The organism is Spirillospora sp. NPDC052269, from assembly GCF_040679435.1.
Lineage (GTDB): Bacteria > Actinomycetota > Actinomycetes > Streptosporangiales > Streptosporangiaceae > Spirillospora.
Genome location: NZ_JBFAUU010000024.1, coordinates 51,921 through 78,211, shown reverse-complemented (window position 1 = coordinate 78,211; position 26,291 = coordinate 51,921). Strand labels below are relative to the sequence as shown.

The window sequence follows — 26,291 nt, the reverse complement described above, 5'->3', positions numbered from 1 at the left end:
CGCCCGGGGGCGTGAGAAGGCCCAGAGCATGAGGAAGGGGCCGGTCCGAATCTCGGACCGGCCCCTTCGTCGTCGGCGTGGGTCAGCGGTTGGTGCCGCTGGTGACCCGGTAGACGTCGTACACGCCGTCGATGGACCGGACGGCCTTCAGGACGTGCCCGAGGTGCTTCGGGTCGCCCATCTCGAAGGTGAACCGGCTGACGGCGACCCGGTCGCGCGTGGTGGTGACCGACGCCGACAGGATGTTCACGTGCTGGTCGGACAGCACGCGCGTGACGTCCGACAGCAGGCGCGGACGGTCGAGCGCCTCGACCTGGATCGCGACGAGGAACACCGAGTCCTCGCCGGGCGACCAGCGGACGTCGATCAGCCGGTCCGGCTGCTCCTTGAGCTGCGTGACGTTCGCGCAGTCGGCGCGGTGCACCGACACGCCGTGCCCGCGGGTCACGAACCCGACGATGTCGTCGCCCGGGACCGGGGTGCAGCAGCGGGACAGCCGCACCCACACGTCCGGGTCGCCCGCGACCACGACGCCCGGGTCCCCGGCGGGCCGGGTGCGCTTGCGGCGCGTCGGGAGGGCGATCTCCGCCATGTCCTCGTCGGCGGACTCGACGCCGCCGAGCGCCTCGACGAGCTTCTGGACGACGCTCTGCGCCGAGATGTGCCCCTCGCCGACCGCCGCGTACAGCGACGAGATGTCCGGATAGCGCAGTTCGCGAGCGAGGACGAGCAGCGCCTCCCCCGACATCATGCGCTGGAGCGGCATGTTCTGCTTGCGCATCGCGCGGGCGATGGAGTCCTTGCCGGACTCGATCGCGGTGTCCCGGCGCTCCTTGGAGAACCAGTGCTTGATCTTGTTGCGGGCGCGCGGCGACTTGACGAAGTTCAGCCAGTCCCGGGACGGCCCGGCGTCCGGGGCCTTGCTGGTGAAGATCTCGACGGTGTCGCCGTTGTCGAGGGCGGACTCCAGCGGCACCAGCCGGCCGTTCACCCGGGCGCCGATCGTGCGGTGCCCGACCTCGGTGTGGACGGCGAAGGCGAAGTCGACCGGCGTCGCGCCCTGCGGCAGCGCGATCACGTCGCCCTTCGGGGTGAAGACGAACACCTCCGAGACCGACAGGTCGAAGCGCAGCGACTCCAGGAACTCGGCCGGGTCGGCCGTCTCCTTCTGCCAGTCGAGCAGCTGCCGGAGCCACTGCATGTCGGCCGCCTTGCGGCCGCCGACCGTCTCCTCCTTGTACTTCCAGTGCGCGGCGACGCCGTACTCGGCGCGGCGGTGCATGCCCCAGGTGCGGATCTGCAGCTCGACCGGCTTGCCCTCGGGCCCGATCACGCTGGTGTGCAGCGACTGGTACATGTTGAACTTCGGCATCGCGATGTAGTCCTTGAACCGGCCGGGGACCGGGTTCCACCGCGCGTGGATGGTGCCGAGCGCCGCGTAGCAGTCGCGGACGGTGTCCACCAGGATCCGGATGCCGACCAGGTCGTAGATCTTGTCGAAGTCCACGTCCCGGGCGATCATCTTCTGGTAGATCGAGTAGTAGTGCTTGGGCCGCCCGACCACGGTCGCCTTGATCTTGGCCTCGCGCAGGTCGGCGGAGACCGCCTCGATGACCTCCTGCAGGAACACGTCGCGCCGCGGGGCCCGCTCGGAGACCAGGCGGGCGATCTCGTCGAACCGCTTGGGGTAGAGCGTGGCGAAGGACAGGTCCTCCAGCTCCCACTTCAGCGTGTTCATGCCCAGCCGGTGCGCCAGCGGGGCGAAGACCTCGAGCGTCTCGCGGGCCTTCTTCTCCTGCTTGTGCCGGGGCATGTAGCGCAGCGTGCGCATGTTGTGCAGCCGGTCGGCGAGCTTGATCACCAGGACCCGGATGTCCCGGGACATCGCGACGACCATCTTGCGGACGGTCTCGGCCTCGGCAGCGTCGCCGTACTTGACCTTGTCGAGCTTGGTCACGCCGTCCACCAGGGCGGCGATCTCGTCGCCGAAGTCGGCGCGCAGCTCCTCGAGGGTGTACTCGGTGTCCTCGACGGTGTCGTGCAGCAGGGCCGCGCACAGCGTCTCGGTGTTCATGCCGAGCTCGGCGAGGATGGTCGAGACGGCGAGCGGGTGCGTGATGTACGGGTCGCCGCTCTTGCGCTTCTGGTTCCGGTGGTAGTGCGCGGCCACGTCGTAGGCGCGCTCGATCTGCCGGAGATCCGCCTTCGGATGGGTGTTGCGGACGGTTTTGATGAGTGGTTCGAGTACCGGATTCATGGCGGGACCGCGTTGGGATCCGAGCCGGGCGAGCCTGCGCCGCACCCTGGCCGCTGACGGTGGGATCGGGGCCGCACCGGAACCCGCGGGGGCGGGCTCGGACGGGGTGCCCGGGGCCGGTGCCCCGCCGGGCGCCGTCGCGCCTCCGGCCGGGCTCCGCTGCGCGGGAGTGGACCCGGCGGGCTTCGCCGGGCCTTGGGACGAGGTGGGTTTCGCAGTGTCCCCGGACGCGCCGGGTGTCACCGAGTCTCCTGATGTGCCGGGTTTCGCCGGGCCCTCGGACGCGCTCTTCGCGGACGCCTGACCCTTGCCCGCGGGTTTCACGTCGGCGCCTGCCGGCTTCCCATCGGAACCTGCGGGGTTCACATCGGTGTTCGCCTTGGCGTCAAGCATGGGCTCGTCGGGCGCGGAGGCCGCGGACGCGGGGGCTGCCGGGAGGGGGTCGGCGGGCACGGGACCACCGGTCCGCGCGGACGCGCTCGGGGGCGCGGCCGGAGCACGCACCGCGGCCCCGCTCGGAGCGGCCGGACGCACGGCGTCCGCCCGCGTTCCGATCACCGCGTCGGTTGATACCACCTCACCGGGCACCCAGCCTCCTTGAAGCCGTGCGGGCGCGATCTCGCCTGGTCGCCGGGCGGGAGCGCCCGTCCCCGCCGGTCCCCTGATTCGGCCAGTGTATCCGGCCCCCTTTTCGCACCCGGCCCAATCCGCGATCTCGGGTGCGTGATCAGTAGAACATTCTTGCGAGACGGGACATTCCGCACGTTCCGGGAAGGTTCCAGGAACCTCCCGGAGGATCCGGGAGGGTTCTGGGAGGGTCCGGGGTCAGACGGTCACCAGGGCGTGGACGTCCAGGCCGTCCAGCTTGTCCCGGCCGCTGAGGAAGGACAGCTCCATCAGCACCGACAGTCCGACCACCTCGCCGCCGCCGCGCCGGACCAGCTCGGCCGCCGCGCGCGCGGTGCCGCCGGTCGCGAGCACGTCGTCCACGATCAGGACGCGGTCGCCCGGCGCGAACGCGTCGGTGTGCATCTCGATCGTCTCGGTGCCGTACTCGAGCTCGTAGCTCTGCTCGTAGGTCGCCGCGGGCAGCTTGCCCTTCTTGCGCACCGGGACGAAGCCCGCACCCATGTGGTAGGCGACGGGGGCGGCCAGGATGAACCCGCGCGCCTCGATCCCGACGATCTTGTCGACGGTTCCGCGGCCGTAGTGGTTGACCACCGTGTCGACCACGCCGGCGAACGCCACGTGGTCGGCCAGCAGCGGGGTGATGTCCTTGAACAGCACGCCCGGCTTCGGGTAGTCGCTCACGTCGCGAATACGGTCCTGGATCAGCCTGTCGAGGTCCACGGGTCTCCTCTTGCGTTTCTTGCGTTATTCACGGGGCCGGGTGGCCGGCGGGCGGCCGCCCGGCACAGTGCGACGGCCGTGCCCGCCCACCCCGGTGAACCGGGGGGACGGACACGGCCGTCATGCTCGTTCGAGCAGGTCGTCCCAGCAGCCTACTTGCCGCGGCGCTGTTGCCGGGTGCCGCGCTTGGGCTGCTGACGCGGCCCCTGCTGCATCACCTTCCGCAGCGTGACGCCCGCGGGCACCTCGCCCGCGGCGGCGCCGTCGTCCGACGTGTCGTCCGACGGAACGTCGTCGGACGGCGGAGTGTCGTCGTCGTCCGAACCGCCGCCGGCCGTCGCCCTGGCGACCTTCGCCTTCTGCTTCGGGCTCTGCTCGCGCTTGGCGATGTTCGCCCGCAGCTCCTTGAACCTCGGCTCGCGCTCCTTCAGCTGGACCAGCAGCGGCGTCGCCACGCAGATCGAGGAGTAGGTGCCGACGATCATGCCGACGAACAGGGCGAGCGACAGGTCCTTCAGCGTGCCCGCGCCGAACAGCGTGGTGCCGATGAACAGGATCGCCGCGACCGGCAGGATCGCCACCAGCGAGGTGTTCAGCGAACGGACCAGGGTGCTGGAGAGCGCCTGGTTCGCCGCCTCGCTGTAGGTGATCTTCGACTTGGCGTTCAGAGGCCGTGTGACCTCCTTGATCATGTCGAACACCACGACCGCGTCGTACAGCGAGTATCCGAGGATCGTCAGGAAGCCCAGGACGGTCGCGGGCGTGACCTCGAATCCCGACCAGGCGTAGACGCCGGCCGTGATGATCAGGTCGTGCACCAGCGCCACCATCGCGGCGACCGCCATCCGCCACTCGAACGCGACCGACAGGTAGGCGATGATCAGGATCATGAAGACGACGAGCGCCTGCCACGCCTTCTTGGTGATCTCACCGCCCCAGGACGCGCCGACGATCTGACTGCTGACGTCGTTCTCGGAGACGTTCAGCTTCTTGGCGACGTCCGCCTTGACCTCGTTGACCTGCTTGGGGTCCAGGCTCTCGGTGGTGACGCGCCAGTTGCCGCCCGCCTTCTGCACCGTCGTCTGGTGCACACCGGCCGCGGTGACCGCGCCGCGCACCTCCTCGATCGAGTGGTGCTGCGCCTTGGCGATGGTGAAGACCGAACCGCCCTTGAACTCCACACCGAAGGTCAGGCCCTGGACGAGCAGGCCGACGAGGGAGAACACGATCAGCAGGCCGGAGATCGAGTACCAGACCTTCGGCCGGCCCACGATGTCGGCGCTGATCTCACCCCGGTAGATCCGGGAGATGACCGCACGCAGTCCCATGATCAGGCCTCCTGGCTCGTCGGGCGGGAGACGCCGTTCGTGCGGGCCTCGGCCGTGCGGCGCAGCCGCTTGGCGTCCAGCCCCGACAGCTTGTGGCCCCTGCCGAAGAAGTTGGTCCGGCTCAGCATCGACATCAGCGGCTTCGTGAAGAAGAACACCACCACGACGTCGATCAACGTGGTCAGGCCCATCGCGAACGCGAAGCCCGCGACGCCGCCGACGGCGAGGAAGTACAGCACGACCGCAGCGAGGAAGGTCACCGCGTCCGCCACCAGGATGGTACGCCGCGCGCGCTTCCAGGCGACCTCGACCGAAGGCCGGAGTGCCCGTCCGGCGCGCAGTTCGTCACGGATCCGTTCGAAGTAGACGATGAACGAGTCCGCGGTGATGCCGATCGACACGATCAGGCCGATGATGTGCGGCAGGCTGAGCCGCCAGCCGATGTTCTCGCCGAGGATCACCACGGCCACGTAGGTCATCCAGGACGCGACGACCAGCGAGCCGACCGCGACCAGACCGAGGCCCCGGTAGTAGAGCATGCAGTACAGCAGGACCAGCGCCAGGCCGATGCCGCCGGCGATCAGGCCGCCGCGCAGCTGGTCGGCGCCCAGCGTGGACGACACCTCGTCGATCGCGCTCATCTTGAACTCGAGCGGGAGGGCGCCGTACTTGAGCTTGTTGGACAGGTCCTCGGCGTAGGTCTGGGTGAAGCTCTCCGCCGGGCCGTCGATACGGGCGCTGCCGCCGCTGATCGGACCCTGGTTGATGGACGGGGCCGACACGACCTGGCCGTCCAGCACGATCGCGACCTGCGACTGCGGGGACGACGGGTTGGCCTGGTAGGCCTTGGACGCCTCGCTGGTGGTCTGGGAGAACTGGTTGCCGCCCTTGCCGGTGAAGGTCAGGTTCACCGACCAGCTCGACTGGCCCTGCGAGGTGTCCGGCGGCATCGCGGTGGCGGACTTGACGTCCTCGCCGAGCACCCGCACCGGGCCGAGCAGGTACTTGGTGACGTTGCCCTTCTCGGCCTTGTCGTCACACGCCACGACCCACTTGCGGTTCACGTCGTTCGAACCCGGGACGGTCGGGCCGCCGTCGGGCTTGCAGACGGTCTGCTGGAACTGGGCGATGGCGGCCTTGTCGTCCACCCCGGCGAAGTCGTTGCCGTCGGCGGCCGGCGGCGTCTGCGTCTGCGCGGACGGGGATCCCGACGGCTTCGGCGAGGCCGAACCGGACGGCGTGGTCTTCGGCGACCCGGACGGCGTCGGGGCCGTCAGCGCCTGCGACAGCGCCCGGCCGCGCGGCGTGGACGAGTCGGACGGCTTGTCGGTCGGCTTGGCCGAACCCGACGGCTTGCCCGAAGGGCTGCCCGCTCCCGGGAGCGTCGCCTTGCCGGACGGCGTGCCGCCCGCCTTCGGGGTCGACGTCGCCGTCGGCGTGGTCGCCGGAGCCTGCGCCGGCAGCCCGCCGCCCTCGGCGAACACCTGCCGGAACTGGAGCTTGGCGGTGGAGCCGATGGTCTCCGCGGCGCGGCTCTGCCCCTGTCCGGGCAGGTTCACCACGATGTTGTTGCCGCCCTGCTTGGCGACCTCGCCGTCCGACACGCCGAGCCCGTTGACCCGCTGCGTCATGATCTTGACGGCCTGGTCCATCTGCTGGCCCGGCGGGGTCTTGCCGTTCTCGGTGTGCGCGGTCAGCGTGACGGTCGTCCCGCCCGCGAGGTCGAGACCCAGCTTGGGGGTCCCCTTCCCCTGCATGAACATCACGGCGGTCAGGGCCGCCATGACCGCGAAGAGCGCCACAAGGGTGCGCCCCGGCCTGGGGACATTGCTACGAGACGATGCCACTGGTCGTCGAACTTCCCGTCTTGTCGGTGCCGCCTCGGGTCAGGCGGAGGGCTTGTCGGCCGCGCCCGCGTGGGCGGCCTCGTCCTCGTCCTTCGCGTCGGCCTTGACGCCCGCCTTCACGGCGGTCTTCCCGGCCTTGTCGGCGTCGTCCTCGACGTCGTCGGCCTTCGCCTGCGACTCGGTGTCGCCCTTGGCGTCGGTCTCGTCGGCCGGGGCGTCCTGCTCGTCGCCGTCGAGCTCCTCGTCGGCGGGCTCGTCCTTCAGGACGGTCATGACCGCCTGCTTGACGAACTTGGCCTCCACGCCGGGGGCGATCTCCAGCACGATGCCGTCGTCGTCCACCTCGACCACCGTGGCGTGCATGCCCGCGGTGGTGATCACCCGGGTGCCGGGCGCGATGCTGTTCTGCAGCTGCGTCTGCTCCTTGCGCCGCCTGCTCTGCGGGCGGATCAGGAGGAAATAGAAGACCAGCGGCACGGCCAGCAGGAGCAGCAGGTTGAATGCACCGCTGCCCCCCGAGCTCGCCGCCAGGATGTGTGTGTCGCTGCCCATTACGGGGCGTCCTTCCGATTGATTTGCCCAGCCTGTGGCCGGTAGGCCGTATCTCGGGACCGCCGACTGGTGGACGGTGTGACCAAGTCCCGGAGTCTAGAGAGTACGCGAGACCCCGGCAACGACGTGACGAGCAGCACTCCAGGGAAGTTCCCAACCCGTTACGCCCCGATCACGCCGCCGTGATCATGCGGCCCTGATCTGCGCGCCGGTCACACCGGTCCCCGCGTCCCGCGGACCCCGCTACTCGGGATCATCGGCGCTCTCGTCGAGATCGAACAGGGCCACACCCGCCAGCGGCGCGGTGGGCGGCGGGGTGAGGCCCAGATGCGCCCAGGCCGCTGGCGTGGCGATGCGCCCCCGGGGGGTGCGGGCCAGGAACCCCTGCCGGACGAGGAACGGCTCGGCGACCACCTCGACGGTCTCCGGCTCCTCCCCCACCGACACGGCCAGGGTGGACAGGCCGACCGGGCCGCCGCCGAACTTGCGCAGCAGCGACTCCAGCACCGCCCGGTCGAGGCGGTCGAGCCCTCGTTCGTCCACCTCGTAGAGCGTGAGGGCGGCACGGGCGGCCTCGTGCGTCACCTTGCCGTCGCCGCGCACCTCGGCGTAGTCGCGGACGCGCCGCAGCAGCCGGTTCGCGATACGCGGCGTGCCCCGGGACCGGGACGCCACCTCCGCGGCCCCCTCGTCGCTGATCTCGACCTCCAGCAGCCGCGCCGACCGCTGGACGATCACCTCGAGCTCCGCCGGGACGTAGAAGTCCATGTGGCCGGTGAAACCGAACCGGTCGCGCAGGGGGCCCGGCAGCATCCCGGCCCGGGTCGTCGCGCCGACCAGCGTGAACGGGGCGATGTCCAGGGGGATCGCGGTCGCGCCCGGGCCCTTGCCGACGACCACGTCGACGCGGAAGTCCTCCATCGCCATGTAGAGCATCTCCTCGGCGGGACGGGCCATCCGGTGGATCTCGTCCAGGAACAGCACCTCCCCCTCGGCCAGCGTGGACAGCACGGCGGCCAGATCCCCGGCCCGCTCGATCGCGGGGCCCGAGGTGATCCGCAGCGGCTGCCCCAGCTCGGCGGCGATGATCATGGCGAGGGTGGTCTTGCCGAGCCCCGGCCCGCCCGACAGCAGCACGTGGTCGGGCGTGCGGCCGCGCCGCAGCGCGCTGCGCAGCACCAGCGACAGCTGCTCGCGGACCCGCTCCTGCCCGACGAAGTCGTCCAGGCGCTTGGGCCGCAGCGCGGCCTCGATGACCTGCTCCTCCGGCCCCTCGGCGCCGCCGCCGACCAGGCGCTCGCCGTACTCGCTCACCGGCTCAGCTTCTTCAGCGCGGCCTTGAGCAGCTCGCCGACCGGCGGGACCTCGGTGCCGTCCAGGTCGGCGGCGACCGCGTCCACGGCGGCGTCGGCGTCCCTGACCGTCCAGCCGAGGTTCACCAGGCCGGTCTGCACCTGCGCGCGCCACGCCTGGCCCGCGCCGGGACGGCGGCCGGGCGCCTCCGGCGCGCCGACCGGGCCGCCCAGCCGGTCCTTCAGCTCCAGGACGATGCGTTGCGCACCCTTCTTGCCGATGCCCGGCACCTTCGTGAGCGCGGTCACGTCCTCCTGCGCCACCGCGAGGCGCAGGCCGTCCGGGCTGTGGACGGCCAGCATCGCCAGCGCCAGCCGCGGACCCACGCCGCTCGCCGTCTGCAGCAGCTCGAACATCTGCCGCTCGTCGTCGTCGGCGAACCCGAACAGGGTGAGCGAGTCCTCACGGACGACCATCGACGTGGGCACGTGCGCGTCCTCGCCGACCTTGAGCCCGGCGAGCGTCGCCGGAGTGCACTGCACCGCCATGCCGACGCCGTGCACGTCGATCACCGCGCCGTCCGGCCCGGCGGCGGCGACCTTGCCGCTGACGAACGCGATCACCTCGGGAAACCTCCTCGACCACGGGAACGGGCCGCCTTCTGCGCCTCGGCGATCCGGGCGGCGTTGATCTCTGCCTGGGTGGGACCGGCCTGGCCGGGCACGGGACGGGGCCCGGCGGCCGCCAGCCGCGCCTGCCCGCCCCCGCGCCACACATGGCAGATCGCCAGGGCGAGCGCGTCGGCGGCGTCGGCGGGCCTCGGCGGCGCGTCCAGCCGCAGCAGCCGCGTCACCATGGACGTGACCTGCGCCTTGTCGGCGCGTCCGTTGCCGGTGATCGCGGCCTTGGCCTCACTCGGCGTGTGCATCGCGACCGGCAGGCCCCGGCGCGCGGCCGCGACCATCGCCAGCCCCGCCGCCTGCGCGGTGCCCATGACCGTGCTGACGTTGTGCTGCGCGAACACCCGCTCCACCGCCACGACCTCGGGGCACAGCTCGTCCATGAGCGCCTCGATGCCCCGCTCGACGCCGAGCAGCCGGAGCGCGATGTCCTCGTCGGGGGCGGTGCGGACGACCGACACGTGCACCAGGCTCAGCGGCGCGCCGGGAACGCCCTCCACGACGCCGACACCGCATCTGGTGAGCCCGGGGTCCACGCCCATCACCCGCACGGCCCCGCCCTTCGATCATGTGTTCGGCCGACGCCACGGTATCGGACCGGGACGACGAGCGCGCGCAGGCCGTGCCGGACCACCGCGATCGTCCCGTGGTCCCGGACGCCCGGGGCCCGGCCGGGCAGGACGCCCGCGGCCCGGTCAGTAGTAGTCGAGCGCGAACGGCTGCGCCGCGAACACCGCGTCCAGCGCCTCGGCGCGGACGTCCCCGCCGTGCAGGAGGCCCGCCCGGCGCAGCGTGCTCACCGGGACGCCCGCGTACAGCGCCGCCAGGCCCCGCGGGCCCACGCGGACGGCCGTCGGGTCGTCCGAGGCCGGTTCGAGGCGTCCCTCGCCGTCCTTGACCGACAGCATCCAGGAGCCGGTGTTGGCGGGCAGGAGCTCGTCGGTGATGTGGATCGGGACCTCCGCGCCCACCCCGGACCGGTAGCCGCGCAGCTCGACCGCCTTCGGCGCGTCCAAGACGCGCAGCATCCACTGCGTGCGCACCATCGCGTCCTTCTCGCGCTCGCCGATCAGCCACAGCACCGGGTCGTGGGGGGCGAGGTTCGCCGTCACCGTCTCGGCCGTGGACGCCCCGGACCCGACGATCGCCCACAGCGCCCGCGCCGTCCGCTCCGAGCCCGCCACGACCTTGTCGATCACCAGGGAGGCGTTGTCCTCGTTCCACCGGTAGGCCAGGAACCCGTCCTCGGCCAGGTAGGCGAACAGTCCGCTGTGCGTGAGCCGCGTCCGCCACAGGTCGGCCCCGGTGTCGAGCGGGCCGCAGTCACGGGCGCCCTCGTGCACGCGCGCGATCGTCGCCGCGACCTCCTCGGCGTCGTCCGGGCCGACCCGCCGCACCGGGACCCGCTCCGCGCGGATGCCGCGCAGCCCCTCGGTCTTCAGCGTCACCCTGTGCAGGCCGCCCGCGTGCTCCCAGCCGAGGCCCCGGTACAGCGCCGTGGTGGCCGGATGCAGCGCGGAGAGCGCGTCGCCGAGTTCCACGGCCCGCTGGAGGGTGGCCGTCACGATCGCGCGGCCCGCGCCGCGTCCCCGGTCCTCCGGAGCCACCGTGACGCCCGCCAGGCCGCCCATCGGGACGGCCCGTCCCGCCCACCACTGCCGGAACGCAAGGACGCGCGCGGTGGAGACGAGCCGTCCGCCGTCGAAGCCGCCGAGCTGCCGTCCCGCGGCGATCACGCTAGTCGAGCCCTCCCGCCACGAGCTGATGTCGGCCTCCGGCACGGGCCCGAAGGCGCGCACGCGGTTGTCCAGGGCTGCGTCGAGGTCGTCGGTGGTCAGCTCGCGAATCTCCATGATCCCCACCCTAGGCCGACGAAACGACGGACGCCGCCTCCCGAATCCGGGAGACGGCGTCCGTGAAGGGGCGTACGACGCGTCAGGCGTCGATCGCCTCCATGATCTCGTCGCTCACGTCGAAGTTCGCGTAGACCTCCTGGACGTCGTCGGAGTCCTCCAGCGCGTCGAGGAGACGGAACACCTTCTTGGCGTTGTCCTCGTCGAGGGGGACCGACATCGTCGGCAGGAACTTGCTCTCGGCCGACTCGTAGTCGATGCCGGCCTCCTGCAGGGCCTTGCGGACCGGGATCAGGTCTCCCGCCTCGGAGACCACCTCGAACTGGTCGCCGATGTCGTTGACCTCCTCGGCGCCCACTTCCAGGACGGCCATCATGACGTCGTCCTCGGAGGTGCCCTCCTTGGGGACGATCACGACGCCCTTGCGGTTGAACATGTACGCGACCGAGCCCGGGTCGGCGAGCGAGCCGCCGTTGCGGGTGAGCGCGACACGGACCTCGGAGGCCGCGCGGTTGCGGTTGTCGGTGAGGCACTCGATGAGCACCGCGACGCCGCCGGGCGCGTAGCCCTCGTAGGTGATGTTCTGCCAGTCGGCGCCGCCCGCCTCCTCACCGGCGCCGCGCTTGCGCGCGCGCTCGATGTTGTCGTTCGGCACCGAGCTCTTCTTCGCCTTGTAGATGGCGTCGTACAGCGTCGGGTTGGCCTCGGGGTCGCCGCCGCCGGTGCGGGCCGCGACCTCGATGTTCTTGATCAGCTTGGCGAAGAGCTTGCCGCGCTTGGCGTCGAGGGCAGCCTTCTTGTGCTTGGTGGTCGCCCACTTGGAGTGGCCGGACATGCTTAATCCTCCTCCATGGCCCGGCGCACCAGCTCGGCGAAGTAATGGTGCACGCGGTGGTCGCCCGTCAGTTCAGGGTGGAACGAGGTCGCCATGAGGCGGCCCTGGCGGACGGCGACGATCCTACCGACGTTCGGGCCGCTCTCGGCACGACCGAGTACCTGGACCGCGTCTCCGACGCCCTCCACCCAGGGGGCGCGGATGAACACGGCGTGGAACGGCGTGTCCTCCATGCCGTCCAGCCGGACCGGCGCCTCGAACGAGTCGACCTGGCGTCCGAAGGCGTTGCGGCGCACCGTCATGTCGATGCCGCCGACCGTCTCCTGGCCCTCGACCCCGCCCTCGATCCGGTCCGCCAGCATGATCATTCCGGCGCAGGAACCGTAGGCGGGCATCCCCGCCTCGATCCGCTTGCGCAGCGGTTCCAGCAGGTCGAAGGCGCGGGCGAGCTTCCACATGGTGGTGGACTCGCCGCCGGGCACCACCAGGCCGTCCACGCGCTCCAGTTCCTCGGGGCGGCGGACGGTCAGGGTCCGCGCCCCGGCGCCCTCAAGCGCCCGCGCGTGCTCGAGCACGTCGCCCTGCAGGGCGAGCACGCCGATCGTCGGCTCAGTGGTCACAAACGGTCCTTCCGGGGAGATTTGGGGCCATGACAACCCTAAACGTTCCTTACAACGCCCCCGGGCCCGCTCCCCCTTCCCGGGCGGAACCGATCAGGAGGCCGGCCGCCGGAGGCGGAAGCGGCGCAGCGGCAGCTCGAGCGGCAGGAAGCCGTCCGGGCCGAGCGACGCCAGGTCGCGGCCGACCATGTGCTCGCGGGCGATGGCCAGGCCGAACTCCTCGGGCGAGAACGGCAGCGGCACGTCGGACGCGCCGCCGTCGATCGCCGTCCAGTAGGGGCGTTCGGCGGGCATCCGGCCGCCCTGGTCGATGACCACGCCGTCCTCGCTGGTCACGAAGACCTCGCGGCACAGGCCGCCCTCCTCGTACCAGCGGAACCAGCAGCCGGACGCGACGTTCTGCAGGACCAGGACGCCGCAGCGGGCCCCGGGCAGGGCCGCGGCGACGGTGTCGGCGATGCGCCGGGCGTCGTCGTCCAGGCCGAACAGCCGCCGGTCGCAGACCAGCAGGGCGCCGTCGAAGGCGCCGACGAACAGCTCGTCCTCGTAGGGCCAGAGCGCGAAGTCCAGGACCGTCTCGCCGGTCTCGACGACGGTCGCGTCCGGGTACAGGCGCCGGGCGAGGTCCGCGCCCGCGTCGGCGTCGGGGGTCAGGCCCGGCCGGAAAAGCTCGGCGGGATCACCGGTGGTCGCGCAGGCCAGAGCGACGGTCCACCCCATGCTCGTCCATCCCCTCCCGCGGCCGGTCGCCGCCCACGGGGGTTCCGGGTCCCACCGGCCGCGCGGCCAGCGTAATCCCTCCCGCGTGGCGCGGGGAGGCCGGACGGGGAAGTGGCGGGGCCGGACGGGCGGCCGGAGGGACACTCCGGCCGCCCGCGGACGTCACCAGCCGCGGTGGGCGAACTTCTGGTCCTCGCCGAGGGAGGCGACGTTGATGCCGACCATGGCGTCGCCGAGGCCGCGGGACACCCGGGCGATCACGTCGGGGTCGTCGTGGAAGGTGGTGGCCTTCACGATGGCCTCGGCGCGCTGGGCCGGGTTGCCGGACTTGAAGATGCCGGAGCCGACGAACACGCCCTCGGCGCCGAGCTGCATCATCATCGCGGCGTCGGCCGGGGTGGCGATGCCGCCCGCGGTGAACAGCACGACCGGCAGCTTGCCGGCCTCCGCGACCTCCTTGACCAGCTCGTACGGGGCCTGGAGCTCCTTGGCCGCGACGAACAGCTCGTCCTCGGGCAGGTTCTGCAGCCGGCGGAGCTCGGCGCGGATCTTGCGCATGTGGGTGGTGGCGTTGGAGACGTCGCCGGTGCCGGCCTCGCCCTTGGAGCGGATCATGGCCGCGCCCTCGGTGATGCGGCGCAGCGCCTCGCCCAGGTTGGTGGCGCCGCACACGAACGGCACGGTGTAGGCCCACTTGTCGATGTGGTTGTCGTAGTCGGCCGGGGTGAGCACCTCGGACTCGTCGATGTAGTCGACGCCGAGCGACTGCAGCACCTGGGCCTCGACGAAGTGGCCGATCCGGGCCTTGGCCATGACCGGGATGGAGACCGCGTTGATGATCCCGTCGATCATGTCGGGGTCGCTCATCCGGGAGATGCCGCCCTCGACGCGGATGTCGGCCGGGACGCGCTCGAGCGCCATCACGGCGACCGCGCCGGCGTCTTCTGCGATCTTGGCCTGGTCGGGCGTGACGACGTCCATGATCACGCCGCCCTTGAGCATTTCCGCCATGCCGCGCTTGACCCGGGCGGTGCCCGTCGCGGGGACGGCGGCGTTCTCAGGGGCGTTGCTGGGAGTGGACACGGGCATTCCTCACGTGGACGGACGACAGGTCTGATCACATGATATTGCCTGCTAGGGACGCCCTTCGACCCGGCAGAGTGTCAGCGCCGCCCGGCCTCGTGTTACGGCATGTACGGCAGCCATCCCAAGATCGTGCCTTACAAGCTGTAAGGCCTCCGTGCTAGGGCATGTAGGGCTTTCCATCGTTCACCAGGACGATCCAGACCTGCCCGGGGGCGAAGTTCAGCGGCTTCCCGTCGGCCGTCGTGAACGTGGTGCCCTTGTCCTCGCTCGGGCGGGACCACTTCGCGTCGAACGCCTTGCCGTCGCGGTAGACGATGGCCGTGCCGGTCCCGGTGGTGTGGATCAGCGGCGTGTACGCGCCGAGGAAGTCGTGGAACTGGGAGCGGGTGGTCTTGACGTTCTGGACGACGACGGTCTGCCCGCCGATCCGTCCCCCGTTGGCGTCCATGTCCGGGCGGCCGTGGAAGGAGGCCAGCCACCGCTTCTCCTTGGCCGACCAGGCGAACTCCATGTCGGCGGCGGGCCACTTGGCGGTGATGGACGTGGCGGGCCTGCCGCCGTCCGGGGCGGGGCCGAAGCGGAATCCGACATCCTGCGGCCCCTGGGCCTTCGGGGCCTGCTTGAGCAGGTCCTTCGGGTCGGCGTACAGGTTGTAGGGGATCTTGCGGGAGTTGTCGCGGACGTAGGCACGCCCGCCGTTGTCCTGCGAGATGTCGTACACCGGCGCCTTGCGGATGTACTTCTTCATCTTGCTCTGGACGCCGGAGAACGCGAACGCCGGACGGCCGAACTGCGGCAGCAGGTGCAGGTCGGAGATGCGGGCGCTGCGGACCGGCCCGACCCGCTTGGGCAGCTGGGAGGAGAACACGCCCATCAGCCGGGTCTCGCCGCCCTCGACCTGCTCGACGTAGACCAGGTCGGCGGCGGACACGCCGCTCTGGGGCATCGCCGGGGAGGTGTTCTCGATCTTCACGGCGAGGACCGGGTTGTCCAGGCCCGTCCTCCCGCCGTTGAGGGGGTGGTAGCCGAGGGCCGTCGGCGACGGGCTCCGCGTGGGGGACTCCCCGGCCGAGGCCTTGCCCTTGCCGCCCCCGCCGCAGGCCGCGAGCGTCCCGCAGGCCAGCACGGCGCCGATCCCGGCGGCCGTCCACGTTCGCAGGGTCCGGTTTTGGACGAAACCCACGCGTTCTCCTCACCTTGGCGACGCGATCGGCCCCCGAGAGTAGCCGACGGCCGACGAACGGCTCTTCCCCGTCCCGGCCGGGCGCGGCGCCGTCCGGCTAGGGGCGGGGCGGGTCGTCGTCGATCTCGAAGAAGCCCGGCCAGGCGGCGCGTCCGGCCAACGCAAGCACTCTGACCAGCAGTTTCCTGCGGGCGGTCCGGGCGGACGCGACCGCGTCGTTGTAGAAGCTCCGAGCGTAGACGACCTTGGCGGACGCCGTGGTGAGCTCTTCCAGGACGGCCTGTCCCTCCGGCCGGGCGGACACGGTCGCGGCGAAGTCGGGCTGGTCCACGACGGCCCGCAGGGCCCGGGACAGGTCGCTCTCGGCGAACTCGCGGGACTCGGCGTCGGCGGTGCGGGCCTCGTGCGCGGCGGTCGCCAGGACGAGGCTGGTGGCCGGGTCGAGCAGCCGGGACGCGGCCAGCTCCAGCGCGACGGCGGCGCGCCGGACGAGCGCGGCGTCCAGCGCGGCGCGGGCGGTCTCCACGCGGACGTGCAGGCGGTCCAGCCGGGTGGCGCGCCACGAGACGTACAGGCCGACGAGGAAGACCACTGCGGTGAGGAAGACGGCGTCGTAGATCCAGTCGGGCGGCATGGGACGTCCTTACGCTCCCTGGGCGCCGCGTCCGGGCGACTCGACGACGGTGCGGCCGGGCAGGGCGACGGTCTCGTAGACCCGCAGCACGTCCCGGGCGACCGCCGACCAGTCGTAGCGCCGGACGGCGGCGCGGGCCTCGGCGGACAACTGCTTGCGGCGGGCGGGGTCGTCCAGCAGCTCGGCGGCGGACGCGGCCAGCGCCGTGGCGTCGCCGACCGGGAACAGGGCCCCGGCGCGTCCGCCGAGCAGGACGCGGTCGAACGCCTCGATGTCGCTGGCGAGGATCGGGGCGCCCGCCGACATGGCCTCGGCCAGGACGATCCCGAAGCTCTCGCCGCCGAGGTTGGGCGCGACGAACACGTCCACCGAGTGGTAGGCGCGGATCTTGTCGGCCTCGCTGACCATCCCGAGGACCACGACCCGGTCGCGCAGGCCGGGCGACACTCGGGCGACGACGTCGTCGGCGTCGCCGGGCCCGGCCAGCAGCAGCCGCAGGCCGGGGCGTTGCGGGGCGAGGATCTCGAAGGCGCGCAGCAGCACCTGCAGGCCCTTGCGGGGCTCGTCCATGCGGCCGAGGAAGCCGAGCACGCCGCCGCCGGCGTCCGTGCCGCGGGCGGCGCCGGTGGTGTCGCGGCCGGGCCAGCCGGGCAGCGGGTCGGCCATCGCGTACCGTTCGGTGGCGACGCCGTTGGGGATCAGCACCGCGTCCCCCCCGAGGTGCTCGACCAGGGTCTTGCGGGCCGCCTCGGACACCGCGATCCGGCCGGTGATCTTCTCCAGCGCGGACTGCAGGATCGGCGCGGTCGCCGTCACCACCCGCGACTTGGTGTAGGACGCGTGGAAGGTGCCGACGATCGGGCCGTCCGCGGCCCAGCAGGCCAGCAGGCCGAGGGACGGCGCGGCGGGCTCGTGCACGTGCAGCACGTCGAAGGCGCCGTCGTGGATCCAGCGGCGCACGCGGCTCGCGGACAGGAACCCGAAGGCCAGCCGGGCGACCGAGCCGTTGTAGGGCACCGGGACGGCGCGTCCGGCGGACACGACGTACCCGGGCAGCTGGGCGTCGTCGTCGGCCGGGGTGATCACCGACACGTGGTGGCCGTACCCGGTCAGGGCCTCGGCGAGGTCGCGGACGTGCTGCTGGACCCCGCCGGGGACGTTCCAGGTGTACGGGCAGACGATCCCGACCCTCACCGCGCGTCCCCCGCCGGGCGGGCCGGACGGCCGAGGTCGGCGACCCACACCTTCTGGAGCATGTGCCAATCCTCGGGGTGCTCGGCGATGCCCTCCTCGAAGACGCGCGCGAGCTCCTGGGTCATCGCCTGGACCTGTTCGCGCCGGTCCCCCGTGCCGGGGACGGTGATCTCGTCGTGCACCCGGGCCCCCCAGTCCTCGCCCTCGTACCAGAGTGTCACCGGATGGAGCGCCGCGCCCGTCCGCATGGCGAGAGTGGCGGCGACGGCGGGCATCCGGGCGGTCTCGCCGAAGAACTCCACGTCGATCCCGGAGTCGGTGAGGTCGCGGTCGACGACGAGGCAGACCGGGCGTCCGGCGCGGAGCCGCTGGGCGAGCCGTCCGTAGGCGGACGCGCCCTGGTGCGGCAGTACCTCCATTCCCAGACTCTCACGAAACTCAACAAACCGGTCAAAAAGGGACTCGGGCCTGAGGCGTTCGGCGACCGTGGTGAAGGGATGCCCCATGTGCACGAGCCAGGCCCCCGCCTGCTCGTAGTTGCCCATGTGGGGCAGGGCCAGGATGACGCCGCGGCCCGACTCGAGGGTCGCGAGCATCGTCTCGTGGCCGGTGACCCTCATCCGCCCGACGATCCGCTCCCGCGAGTACTCGGGCAGCCGGAAGACCTCGAGCCAGTACCGGAGGTAGGACCGCATGACCCGCTTGGACATCAGCCGGACCCGGGCGTCCCCCTCGTCCCGGCCGAGGACGCGGGACAGGTTGCGCTCCAGCTGCCGCACGCCCGCGCCGTGCCGCCGCCAGGCTCGGTCGGCGATCATGCGGAACAGCCCGCGGGCCAGGCGCTCGGGCATCTTGCGGACGACCGTCCAGCCGAGCGCGTACGCCCCGTCGGTGAGGCGGGACACCGCCCGCTCGCCGAGTCCGGGGGGCCGGGCGCCGGGACGGTCACCCTCCGTCCCGGTGGCGGTCATGCGCGCCGTCCCGGCGCGTGCCGCTCCTCGTCCACCTCGGCGGTCTCCGCGACCGGCTCCGGGGCCTCCGCGGGCGTCCCGCCGGGCGCGGATCCGTTCCCGGAGCCGGGCCGCGCCGGGGGCTCGGCCGGTCGCGCGTTGGCCTGCTTGTACACGGTCGCGAAGCGCTGCCCGACGGTGACCGTGCTGAGGACGGCCAGCAGCCACAGCGCGAAGGTCAGGATGTAGGGCACGCCGAGGCCGTCGAACCCGGCCGCGACCAGGACGATGATCAGCCGCTCGGACCGCTCGGCGATGCCGACGTTGCAGGTGTAGCCGAGGCCCTCGGCGCGGGCCTTGGCGTAGGACACCACGACCCCGGCGATCAGGCAGTACAGGGCGACGTTGGCGAGGCCGTCCTGGCCGTCCCGGGACAGGCCGAGCATCAGCCCGGCGAAGATCGCGGCGTCCGCGATCCGGTCCATGCTGGAGTCCAGGAACGCGCCGAACTTGGAGGATTTGCCCGTGACGCGGGCGACCGCGCCGTCCAGCATGTCGAACAGCACGAAGGCGGTGATCACCATCGTGCCCCAGAAGTAGTGCCCCTGGGGGAAGAAGACCAGCGCCCCGGTGACGGTGCCCGCCGTGCCGACGACCGTGATCGCGTTGGGCGTCACGCCGGTGCGCGCCACTCCACGTCCGATGGGCGTCAGGACGCGGCCCAGCACGGGCCGCAGTTTGTTGAGCATCGCCGTCCGTTCATCGAGAGTTTCGGAGCCGGGCATCAACGGGGGCCGGAGGCGCGGCCCCGCGCGCGCCGCGCGGCGCGCCCATCGTAGTGCTCATCAATACCAGCTCAGCTCTTGTGATCCGCGCCGACACGGGAAAGGGTGAGGAGACGGATGTGACGCCGCTCACTCCGGGCAGAACCACCAGAGGAGCGTGACGGGCTCCCATGGCGGGAGCCCGCCCGAGGAGGTGTGTCATGACGGACAGAGCAAGCCACCCGGGAGGCCACGGCAGGGCACCGGAGGCCGACCGGCCCGACAGGGTGCGCAACGTCGCGCTGGTCGGCCACTCGGGGGCGGGGAAGACGACGCTGACCGAGGCCCTGCTCGCCGCGACCGGGACGGTCCAGCGCGCCGGCCGGGTCGAGGACGGCACCACGGTCAGCGACTTCGACGAGGTCGAGGTGCGCCAGCAGCGCTCGGTCAACCTCGCCCTGGCCCCGTTCGAGTACGGCGACGTGAAGGTCAACCTCATCGACACCCCCGGGTACGCCGACTTCGTCGGGGACCTGCGGGCCGGGCTGCGCGCCGCCGACGCCGCCCTGTTCGTGGTCTCCGCCGTGGACGGCGTCGACGGGCTCACCCGGATGCTGTGGGAGGAGTGCGCGGCCGTGGCGCTGCCGCGCGCGGTCGTGGTCACCAAGATCGACCAGCAGCGCGGCGACTTCGACGACACGCTGGCGCACCTCCAGGAGGCGTTCGGGGAGGGCATGCTGCCCTGCTACTTCCCGGTGTCCAAGGGCGAGGAGCTGACCGGGCTGGTCGGGCTGCTGACGCAGCGGTGCTTCGACTACTCGTCCGGGGAGCGGGCCGAGTGCGCCCCGGACCCGGCCCACCTGGACCGGATCGCCGAGCAGCGGGCCTCGCTGATCGAGGGGATCATCCAGGAGAGCGAGGACGAGTCGCTCATGGAGCGCTATATCGGCGGTGAGGAGATCGACGTCAAGGCCCTCATCGAGGACCTGGAGAAGGCGGTCGCGCGGGGCAGCTTCTACCCGGTGCTGGCGACCTCGGTGCCGCACGGCCAGCAACCCGGCCCGGTGATCGGGATGGCCGAGCTGCTGGAGGTCGTCACCGAGGCGTTCCCGTCCCCGCTGGAGCACACGTGCCCGGAGGTCGCGCCGGTCGCCGGCGGGCCGCCGCGGCGGATCGAGTGCGACCCGGAAGGGCCGCTGGTCGCGGAGGTCGTGAAGACCGTGTCCGACCCGTACGTGGGGCGGATCTCGCTGGTCCGGGTGTTCTCCGGGACGCTGCGCCCGGACACCACCGTGCACGTCTCCGGGCACGGCCTGACCGACCGGGGCCACGAGGACCACGACGTGGACGAGCGGGTCGGGGCGATCAGCTCGCCGCTCGGCAAGACCCCCCGGACGGTCACCGAATGCCGGGCGGGCGACGTGTGCGCGGTCGCCAAGCTGGTCCGCGCCGAGACCGGCGACACCCTGTCGGATCCGTCGAACCCGCTGATCATGGCGCCCTGGTCGATGCCGGACCCGCTGCTCCCGGTGGCGATCCGGGCGCGGTCGAAGGCCGACGAGGACAAGCTCGGGCAGGCCCTCGGACGGTTGGTCGCCGAGGACCCGACGCTCCGGCTGGAGAACAACGCCGAGACCCGGCAGCTCGTCCTGTGGTGCATGGGCGAGGCCCACGCGGACGTGCTGATCGACCGGCTGGCGTCCCGGTACGGCGTCGAGGTCGAGCGGATCGACCTGCGCGTCCCGCTGCGCGAGACGTTCGGCGGCGAGGCGGGCGGGCTCGGGCGGCACGTCAAGCAGAGCGGCGGGCACGGCCAGTACGCCATCTGCCACCTCGAGGTGGAGCCGCTGCCGTCCGGGGAGGGCTTCGAGTTCGTGGACCGCATCGTCGGCGGCGTGGTCCCGAGGCAGTTCATCCCGTCGGTGGAGAAGGGCGTCCGGCAGCAGATGGAGCGCGGCGTCTCGGCCGGGTACCCGCTGGTCGACATCCGGGTGACGCTGCACGACGGCAAGGCCCACTCGGTCGACTCGTCCGACATGGCGTTCCAGGCGGCGGGCGCGCTCGCGCTGAAGGACGCGGCGGGCAAGGTCCCGGTGCTGCTGCTGGAGCCGGTGGACGAGGTCAGCGTGCTGATCGCGGACGAGTACATGGGCGTGGTGATGTCCGACCTGACGTCCCGGCGCGGGCGGGTGCTCGGCACCGAGGCCCTCGCCTCGGGCGGCCGGACGGTGATCCGGGCCGAGGTCCCGCAGCTGGAGATCACCCGGTACGCGATCGACCTGCGGTCGATGTCGCAGGGCACGGGCAGCTTCCACCGGACGTTCCTGCGGTACGAGCCACTGCCCTCGCACCTGACGGAGAAGGTCGCCGAGGAGGAGAAGGCGGACTGACCCACCCCTGAAAGGGGGGCGTGAATGGGGGGCCGTCCTCGCCCGGACGGCCCCCCTTTCCCCGCTTTCCTCACAGCTTGGTCACCCCGCTGGGGAATTCTCGGCGAACTATGAGATTCTGTTCAGCTGTGACAAGTACGGGGGACGAGCGGGGTCCGGCGAAGCCGAACCGCCGCAATATCATCAAGAGCGCGGGTCTGGCAGCGGGCGGCCTCGCCGTGGGGGCGGCGGGAGGAGCCGGAGCCGTCGCGGCGGTCCCCGAGGGGACGCCGAAGTCGGCCATGGCGATCCCGGTGGCGGGACCGTGGCGTCCGGCGCACGGGCACGTGGACGTGACCTGGTCGGTCGACACCTCGCAGAAGCTGGTGGCGCTGACCTTCGACGACGGCCCGATGCCGAACTGGACCGGGATGGTCCACGACATCCTGGACGCCGAGAAGGCCAAGGCCACGTTCTTCATGGTCGGCGAGCGGGCGGTCGCCAACGCGAAGATCATCCACGGCCGGATGGACATGCACGAGGCCGGGAACCACACGTGGGCGCACAAGGACATGTCGCGCCTGACCCACGCCGAGGCCGTGGACGCGATCCACCGGGCGCACAAGGCGATCGCGCAGATCACCGGCAAGGAGCCCCGGCACCTGCGGCCGCCCTACGGGCAGCTCGGCGGGACGACCATGAGCGCGGCGGGCCAGCTCGGCTACGACCTGACGCTCTGGAGCATCAAGATGCTCGAGAAGACCTACGAGCACCACCCGCAGGGCCTGGTCGACTACATCGTGAACAACGTGACGCCGGGGACGATCGTCCTCGCCCACGACCACGGCAACCCCGACCGGCTCGTGGCGCTGCGGAACCTGTCGAAGATGATCCGCGGGCTGCGCGCGAAGGGCTTCGAGTTCGTCACGATCTCCGAGCTCGTCGCCGCGTCCGGGCCGCCCGCGCAGCCGTCCCGGACGCCGTCCGGATCCCCCTCGCCGCTCACCGGGCACTGACCCGGAGCGGTTCAGGACCCGTCCGGCCGGGCGGACGATCATCGCCGGGCCAGGCTGCAGAGCGGGGCTGACGGGCCGGTCATCGCCGGGCCGGGCTGCAGGGCGGCGCTGACGGGCCGGTCATCGCGGGGATGGGCGGCGTCATGCCGGGCCGGGCGGACGGTCAGGACGCGTCGGGCCAGGCGCCGGCGATCAGGCGCCGGGTTTCGCGGAGCAGCTGCGGCAGCACCTTGGTGTGGCCGACGACCGGCATGAAGTTGGTGTCCCCGCCCCACCGCGGCACGACGTGCTGGTGCAGGTGGGCGGCGATGCCCGCGCCCGCGACGTGCCCGAGGTTCATGCCGACGTTGAAGCCCTGCGCGCCACTCGCCCCGCGCAGGGCGGTGATCGCGCGGCGGGTGAAGACGGCGAGCTCGGTGTACTGCTCCTCGTCCAGCTCGGTGTAGTCCGCGACGTGCTGGTACGGGACGACCATGAGGTGCCCCGAGTTGTACGGGTAGAGGTTCAGCACGGCGTAGACGCGCTCGCCGCGCGCCACGATCAGGCCGTCCTCGTCGTCCATCAGGGGGATGTCGCAGAAGGGGCAGCCGTCCTGGTCGGCCGGCTTGTTCTCGCCCTTGATGTAGGCCATCCGGTGCGGCGTCCAGAGGCGCTGGAAGGCGTCGGGGGCGCCGGCGCCGCCGCGCTCCTCCTCGATCTCGGGCCCGACCGGGCCCGCCGCTCCGGTCCCGGGCGCGTTCCCGCGCACCTTCGGCACCACGGGCCCCTCCGGCTCTACGCTCAAGGCGGCGCTCTCCTTCGTGCTGACGGCCTGACCAGCCAGCATAGAGAGCGGCGCCGGACGGCCCGACGCCGGGTCGAGGGCGCCCAGGTCAGGCGGCGTGGCCGGGGCCCGGGCCCGGGGAGGGCCCGGTCAGGCGGGGCGGGCGTAGCAGGTCTGCATGTCCACGCCGACCGACAGCGTGGTGATCTTGACGCGGCGGACCAGGGTCGGCGCGACGGCGAAGTGGAAGGTCCGGGTGCCCGCCTTCCGGACGGTCGCCTGGTCGCTCAGCGGGCCGTGGCCCGCGACGGTGACCTCGGCCTTCACCACTCCGGCGCCGCCGGTGGTGACTGCGACCTCGACTCCGGAGGAGCGTCCGGCGCGGTAGAGGGCCGTGCCCGCCGGGCAGAAGTCGGTGCCGACGCCGCCGCCCGTGCCGGGCATGGGGGCGCCCTGGTCACCGGGTTGCGAGCTCGTGTCGGGCCTGGACGGGGACCGGCCGCCGCCCTGCGGCTGCGCCGGACCTGAGGGGACCGTGCCGGCCGGGCCGCCGGACGAGCCGTTCGAGGAGCTCTGGCCGCCCGTGCCCGAGGCGGACGAGCCGGAGTCGTTCCGTCCGCCGAACGCCTGGAACACCAGCACGGCCAGGGCCGCCGAGACCAGCAGGGCCGCGCCCCCGTACCCGAGGAGGCGGGCCGCCGTCACGCCCGGTCCGGCGGACGGCGGGGTGCTGGTCTTCATGCTGCGTACTCCCGGGGGGTGCCGACGTGCGGGTGCCGCCCGAGGCCGCGGGCCGGCCGGGCGACGCCGGGCGGGGGTGACGCCCGGCGGACGGGGCCTCCGCGTGGAGGCCCCGTCACCGTGTTCAGACCTGGACGCGCTCGCGCACGGCCTTGACGATCTCGTCGACGGCGTCCTGGATCGTGACGCCGTTCTTCTGCTCGCCGTTGCGGTACCGGAACGAGACGGCGTCGGCGTTCACGTCGTCGTCGCCCGCGAGCAGCATGAACGGGATCTTCTGCTTCTGCGCGTTGCGGATCTTCTTCTGCATCCGGTCGGACGAGGCGTCCACGTCGATCCGGATCCCGTGCTCGCGCAGCGCGGCGGCGACCTTCTCCAGGTGCGGGACGTGCGCGTCGCCGATCGGGACGCCGACGACCTGCACCGGGGCGAGCCACGGCGGCATCGCGCCCGCGTAGTGCTCGATCAGCACGCCCATGAACCGCTCGACCGAGCCGAACAGCGCCCGGTGGATCATCACCGGCTGCTGCCGGGTGCCGTCGGCCGCCTGGTACTCCAGGCCGAACCGCTTGGGCTGGTTGAAGTCGAGCTGGATGGTGGACAGCTGCCAGGTGCGGCCGATCGCGTCGCGCGCCTGGACGGAGATCTTCGGGCCGTAGAACGCCGCGCCGCCCGGGTCGTCCATCAGGTCCAGGCCGGAGTCCATCGCGGCCTGGCGCAGCGCCTCGGTGGCCTCCGCCCAGTCCGCGTCCTCGCCGATGAACTTGTCGGACTCGTCGCGGGTGGACAGCTCGAGGTAGAACTCGCGGAGGCCGAAGTCGCGCAGCACGCTCAGCACGAACTGCAGCAGCGACTTGATCTCGTCGCCCATCTGCTCCTTGGTGGCGTAGATGTGCGAGTCGTCCTGGGTCATGCCGCGGACGCGGGTGAGGCCGTGCACGACGCCGGACTTCTCGTACCGGTACACCGACCCGAACTCGCACAGCCGCAGCGGCAGCTCGCGGTAGGAGCGGCCGCGGGCCCGGAAGATCAGGTTGTGCATCGGGCAGTTCATCGGCTTGACGCGGTAGTCGACGCCGTCCAGCTCGAAGGGCGGGAACATGTCCTCGCCGTAGTAGGGCAGGTGCCCGGAGAGCTCGAACAGCGACGACTTGGTGAGGTGCGGGGTGTTGACGAACTCATACCCCGCCTCCATCTGCCGCTGGCGCATGTAGTCCTCCATCTCCTTGCGGATGATCCCGCCCTTGGGATGGAAGACCGGCAGGCCGCTGCCCAGCTCGGGCGGGAAGGAGAACAGGTCGAGCTCGGCGCCCAGCTTGCGGTGGTCGCGCTTCTCGGCCTCGGCGAGCATCGCCAGGTACTCGTCCTGCCGCTCGCGGGACTCCCACGCGGTGCCGTAGATGCGCTGGAGCTGCGGGTTCTTCTCGCTACCGCGCCAGTAAGCGCCGCCGGTGCGCATCAGCTTGAACGCCGGGATGACCCGGGTGGTCGGAACGTGCGGGCCCCGGCACAGGTCCTTCCAGCGCAGGTCGCCGGACTTGGCGTCGAGGTTGTCGTAGATGGTCAGCTCGCCCGCGCCGACCTCGACGTTCGCACCGTCCTCGGCGGACGCCGAGCCCTTGAGCCCGATCAGCTCCAGCTTGTACGGCTCGGCGGCCAGCTCGGCGCGCGCGTCGTCGTCGGAGACGGCCCGGCGGGAGAACCGCTGGCCCTGCTTGACGATCTCGCGCATCCGCTTCTCGATGCGCTTGAGGTCGTCGGGGGTGAACGGGTCGGCGACGTCGAAGTCGTAGTAGAAGCCGTTCTCGACGGGCGGGCCGATGCCCAGCTTCGCCTCGGGGTGCAGCTCCTGGACGGCCTGGGCCATCACGTGCGCCGCGGAGTGCCGCATGATCGCGCGGCCGTCGGCCGAGCCGATCTCGACCGGCTCGACGACGTCGCCCTCGGCCACCTGGTGCTCGAGGTCGCGCAGCTGCTCGTTGACCCGCGCCGCGATCACGGTGCGGCCGTCGGCCTCGAGGGCCTGGCCGGCGGTCGTGCCCGCAGGCACCACCCGCTCGCTCCCGTCGAGGGTGATGCGCAGCTCTGACACGGTGTCTCCTCGCGATTCTGGTCGGGTTTCGGAATGGTATCGAGCGGGACCCCTGAACGCGGTGAGGCCCCGGGAGCGAGCTCCCGGGCACAAGCGCGCGTACCGGCTGATCGACTTCCGCCGGCACGACAAGGACGGCGTCCCGGCGAAGGTCGCTCACATCG

At 71.9% G+C, this 26,291-nt stretch carries 24 protein-coding genes and 1 pseudogene; 4 read left to right on the top strand and 21 right to left on the bottom strand.

Annotation, left to right across the window (positions count from 1 at the left end; genetic code table 11):
- Positions 1 to 82 precede the first annotated feature (82 nt).
- Positions 83 to 2,257, bottom strand: coding sequence for a RelA/SpoT family protein (locus AB0L06_RS38120; RefSeq protein WP_500236083.1), 2,175 nt, complete (start codon positions 2,255 to 2,257; stop codon positions 83 to 85).
- Between AB0L06_RS38120 and AB0L06_RS38115 the strand changes: the two genes are divergently transcribed.
- Positions 2,256 to 2,561: a hypothetical protein gene (locus AB0L06_RS38115; protein ID WP_500236082.1), complete on the top strand. Its 306-nt coding sequence runs from the start codon at positions 2,256 to 2,258 to the stop codon at positions 2,559 to 2,561. The two genes, AB0L06_RS38120 and AB0L06_RS38115, sit on opposite strands and share 2 nt — an antisense overlap.
- A gap of 521 nt (positions 2,562 to 3,082) precedes the next feature.
- On the opposite strand, the gene AB0L06_RS38110 is transcribed toward AB0L06_RS38115, so the two are convergent.
- From AB0L06_RS38110 to pgsA, 17 genes are all read right to left on the bottom strand, one after another.
- Positions 3,083 to 3,607 (bottom strand): adenine phosphoribosyltransferase, encoded by a 525-nt coding sequence (locus AB0L06_RS38110; RefSeq protein WP_500236081.1) that lies wholly within the window; start codon positions 3,605 to 3,607, stop codon positions 3,083 to 3,085.
- 152 nt (positions 3,608 to 3,759) lie between these two features.
- Positions 3,760 to 4,935 carry a protein translocase subunit SecF gene (gene secF / locus AB0L06_RS38105; protein ID WP_500236080.1) on the bottom strand — a complete coding sequence of 392 codons (1,176 nt, stop codon included), beginning with the start codon at positions 4,933 to 4,935 and terminating at the stop codon, positions 3,760 to 3,762.
- Positions 4,936 to 4,937: 2 nt separating this feature from the next.
- Positions 4,938 to 6,737 carry a protein translocase subunit SecD gene (secD, locus tag AB0L06_RS38100; RefSeq protein ID WP_500236079.1) on the bottom strand — a complete coding sequence of 600 codons (1,800 nt, stop codon included), beginning with the start codon at positions 6,735 to 6,737 and terminating at the stop codon, positions 4,938 to 4,940.
- Positions 6,738 to 6,821: 84 nt separating this feature from the next.
- A complete protein-coding gene (yajC, locus tag AB0L06_RS38095) occupies positions 6,822 to 7,334 on the bottom strand; it encodes a preprotein translocase subunit YajC (protein ID WP_500236078.1) in 513 nt (170 codons plus the stop codon).
- A 243-nt stretch (positions 7,335 to 7,577) separates the two neighbouring features.
- The gene (gene ruvB, locus AB0L06_RS38090) at positions 7,578 to 8,627 is read right to left on the bottom strand and encodes a Holliday junction branch migration DNA helicase RuvB (RefSeq protein WP_500236125.1); all 1,050 of its coding nucleotides are present in this window, start codon (positions 8,625 to 8,627) and stop codon (positions 7,578 to 7,580) included.
- Positions 8,628 to 8,644: 17 nt separating this feature from the next.
- A complete protein-coding gene (gene ruvA / locus AB0L06_RS38085) occupies positions 8,645 to 9,250 on the bottom strand; it encodes a Holliday junction branch migration protein RuvA (protein ID WP_500236077.1) in 606 nt (201 codons plus the stop codon).
- Entirely contained in the window at positions 9,247 to 9,858 is a 612-nt protein-coding gene (ruvC, locus tag AB0L06_RS38080) for a crossover junction endodeoxyribonuclease RuvC (protein WP_500236076.1), read from the bottom strand. Before ruvC ends, ruvA begins: the two co-directional genes overlap by 4 nt.
- Before the next feature lie 144 nt (positions 9,859 to 10,002).
- Complete coding sequence (locus AB0L06_RS38075; protein WP_500236075.1) at positions 10,003 to 11,160, bottom strand: GNAT family N-acetyltransferase; 1,158 nt, start codon at positions 11,158 to 11,160, stop codon at positions 10,003 to 10,005.
- 82 nt (positions 11,161 to 11,242) lie between these two features.
- A complete protein-coding gene (locus AB0L06_RS38070; RefSeq protein ID WP_500236074.1) occupies positions 11,243 to 11,995 on the bottom strand; it encodes a YebC/PmpR family DNA-binding transcriptional regulator in 753 nt (250 codons plus the stop codon).
- Positions 11,996 to 11,997: 2 nt separating this feature from the next.
- Positions 11,998 to 12,615: a pyridoxal 5'-phosphate synthase glutaminase subunit PdxT gene (gene pdxT, locus AB0L06_RS38065; RefSeq protein ID WP_500236073.1), complete on the bottom strand. Its 618-nt coding sequence runs from the start codon at positions 12,613 to 12,615 to the stop codon at positions 11,998 to 12,000.
- 93 nt (positions 12,616 to 12,708) lie between these two features.
- Positions 12,709 to 13,335: a DUF6928 family protein gene (locus AB0L06_RS38060; RefSeq protein WP_500236072.1), complete on the bottom strand. Its 627-nt coding sequence runs from the start codon at positions 13,333 to 13,335 to the stop codon at positions 12,709 to 12,711.
- Between the two features lie 162 nt (positions 13,336 to 13,497).
- A complete protein-coding gene (gene pdxS / locus AB0L06_RS38055) occupies positions 13,498 to 14,424 on the bottom strand; it encodes a pyridoxal 5'-phosphate synthase lyase subunit PdxS (RefSeq protein WP_500236071.1) in 927 nt (308 codons plus the stop codon).
- A gap of 154 nt (positions 14,425 to 14,578) precedes the next feature.
- The gene (locus tag AB0L06_RS38050) at positions 14,579 to 15,604 is read right to left on the bottom strand and encodes a DUF3048 domain-containing protein (RefSeq protein WP_500236070.1); all 1,026 of its coding nucleotides are present in this window, start codon (positions 15,602 to 15,604) and stop codon (positions 14,579 to 14,581) included.
- A 97-nt stretch (positions 15,605 to 15,701) separates the two neighbouring features.
- Positions 15,702 to 16,238 (bottom strand): LemA family protein, encoded by a 537-nt coding sequence (locus tag AB0L06_RS38045; protein WP_500236069.1) that lies wholly within the window; start codon positions 16,236 to 16,238, stop codon positions 15,702 to 15,704.
- A 9-nt stretch (positions 16,239 to 16,247) separates the two neighbouring features.
- A complete protein-coding gene (locus AB0L06_RS38040; protein ID WP_500236068.1) occupies positions 16,248 to 17,432 on the bottom strand; it encodes a glycosyltransferase family 4 protein in 1,185 nt (394 codons plus the stop codon).
- Complete coding sequence (locus AB0L06_RS38035) at positions 17,429 to 18,403, bottom strand: phosphatidylinositol mannoside acyltransferase (protein WP_500236067.1); 975 nt, start codon at positions 18,401 to 18,403, stop codon at positions 17,429 to 17,431. The genes AB0L06_RS38040 and AB0L06_RS38035 overlap by 4 nt, the downstream gene beginning before the upstream one ends.
- Positions 18,400 to 19,131 (bottom strand): phosphatidylinositol phosphate synthase, encoded by a 732-nt coding sequence (gene pgsA / locus AB0L06_RS38030; RefSeq protein WP_500236066.1) that lies wholly within the window; start codon positions 19,129 to 19,131, stop codon positions 18,400 to 18,402. The genes AB0L06_RS38035 and pgsA overlap by 4 nt, the downstream gene beginning before the upstream one ends.
- A 236-nt stretch (positions 19,132 to 19,367) precedes the next feature.
- Between pgsA and AB0L06_RS38025 the strand changes: the two genes are divergently transcribed.
- Positions 19,368 to 21,536 carry an elongation factor G-like protein EF-G2 gene (locus AB0L06_RS38025; protein WP_500236065.1) on the top strand — a complete coding sequence of 723 codons (2,169 nt, stop codon included), beginning with the start codon at positions 19,368 to 19,370 and terminating at the stop codon, positions 21,534 to 21,536.
- A gap of 128 nt (positions 21,537 to 21,664) precedes the next feature.
- A complete protein-coding gene (locus tag AB0L06_RS38020) occupies positions 21,665 to 22,531 on the top strand; it encodes a polysaccharide deacetylase family protein (RefSeq protein ID WP_500236064.1) in 867 nt (288 codons plus the stop codon).
- Between the two features lie 163 nt (positions 22,532 to 22,694).
- On the opposite strand, the gene AB0L06_RS38015 is transcribed toward AB0L06_RS38020, so the two are convergent.
- From AB0L06_RS38015 to thrS, 3 genes are all read right to left on the bottom strand, one after another.
- Positions 22,695 to 23,315 (bottom strand): HIT family protein, encoded by a 621-nt coding sequence (locus AB0L06_RS38015; protein ID WP_500236063.1) that lies wholly within the window; start codon positions 23,313 to 23,315, stop codon positions 22,695 to 22,697.
- Positions 23,316 to 23,444: 129 nt separating this feature from the next.
- Positions 23,445 to 24,035 carry a hypothetical protein gene (locus tag AB0L06_RS38010; RefSeq protein ID WP_500236062.1) on the bottom strand — a complete coding sequence of 197 codons (591 nt, stop codon included), beginning with the start codon at positions 24,033 to 24,035 and terminating at the stop codon, positions 23,445 to 23,447.
- Positions 24,036 to 24,159: 124 nt separating this feature from the next.
- A complete protein-coding gene (gene thrS / locus AB0L06_RS38005) occupies positions 24,160 to 26,127 on the bottom strand; it encodes a threonine--tRNA ligase (RefSeq protein ID WP_500236061.1) in 1,968 nt (655 codons plus the stop codon).
- A 61-nt stretch (positions 26,128 to 26,188) separates the two neighbouring features.
- Between thrS and AB0L06_RS38000 the strand changes: the two are divergent.
- Positions 26,189 to 26,291: pseudogene (locus AB0L06_RS38000) on the top strand (50S ribosomal protein L2); the annotation flags it as partial.

Bases quoted from the DNA above. Each gene is read 5' to 3' on its own strand.
- AB0L06_RS38115 (WP_500236082.1), top strand. From the start codon at position 2,256: ATGGCGGGACCGCGTTGGGATCCGAGCCGGGCGAGCCTGCGCCGCACC.
- AB0L06_RS38120 (WP_500236083.1), bottom strand. From the start codon at position 2,257: ATGAATCCGGTACTCGAACCACTCATCAAAACCGTCCGCAACACCCAT.
- secF (WP_500236080.1), bottom strand. From the start codon at position 4,935: ATGGGACTGCGTGCGGTCATCTCCCGGATCTACCGGGGTGAGATCAGC.
- yajC (WP_500236078.1), bottom strand. From the start codon at position 7,334: ATGGGCAGCGACACACACATCCTGGCGGCGAGCTCGGGGGGCAGCGGT.
- AB0L06_RS38075 (WP_500236075.1), bottom strand. From the start codon at position 11,160: ATGGAGATTCGCGAGCTGACCACCGACGACCTCGACGCAGCCCTGGAC.
- AB0L06_RS38070 (WP_500236074.1), bottom strand. From the start codon at position 11,995: ATGTCCGGCCACTCCAAGTGGGCGACCACCAAGCACAAGAAGGCTGCC.
- AB0L06_RS38060 (WP_500236072.1), bottom strand. From the start codon at position 13,335: ATGGGGTGGACCGTCGCTCTGGCCTGCGCGACCACCGGTGATCCCGCC.
- pdxS (WP_500236071.1), bottom strand. From the start codon at position 14,424: ATGCCCGTGTCCACTCCCAGCAACGCCCCTGAGAACGCCGCCGTCCCC.
- AB0L06_RS38045 (WP_500236069.1), bottom strand. From the start codon at position 16,238: ATGCCGCCCGACTGGATCTACGACGCCGTCTTCCTCACCGCAGTGGTC.
- AB0L06_RS38035 (WP_500236067.1), bottom strand. From the start codon at position 18,403: ATGACCGCCACCGGGACGGAGGGTGACCGTCCCGGCGCCCGGCCCCCC.
- pgsA (WP_500236066.1), bottom strand. From the start codon at position 19,131: ATGCTCAACAAACTGCGGCCCGTGCTGGGCCGCGTCCTGACGCCCATC.
- AB0L06_RS38025 (WP_500236065.1), top strand. From the start codon at position 19,368: ATGACGGACAGAGCAAGCCACCCGGGAGGCCACGGCAGGGCACCGGAG.
- AB0L06_RS38010 (WP_500236062.1), bottom strand. From the start codon at position 24,035: ATGAAGACCAGCACCCCGCCGTCCGCCGGACCGGGCGTGACGGCGGCC.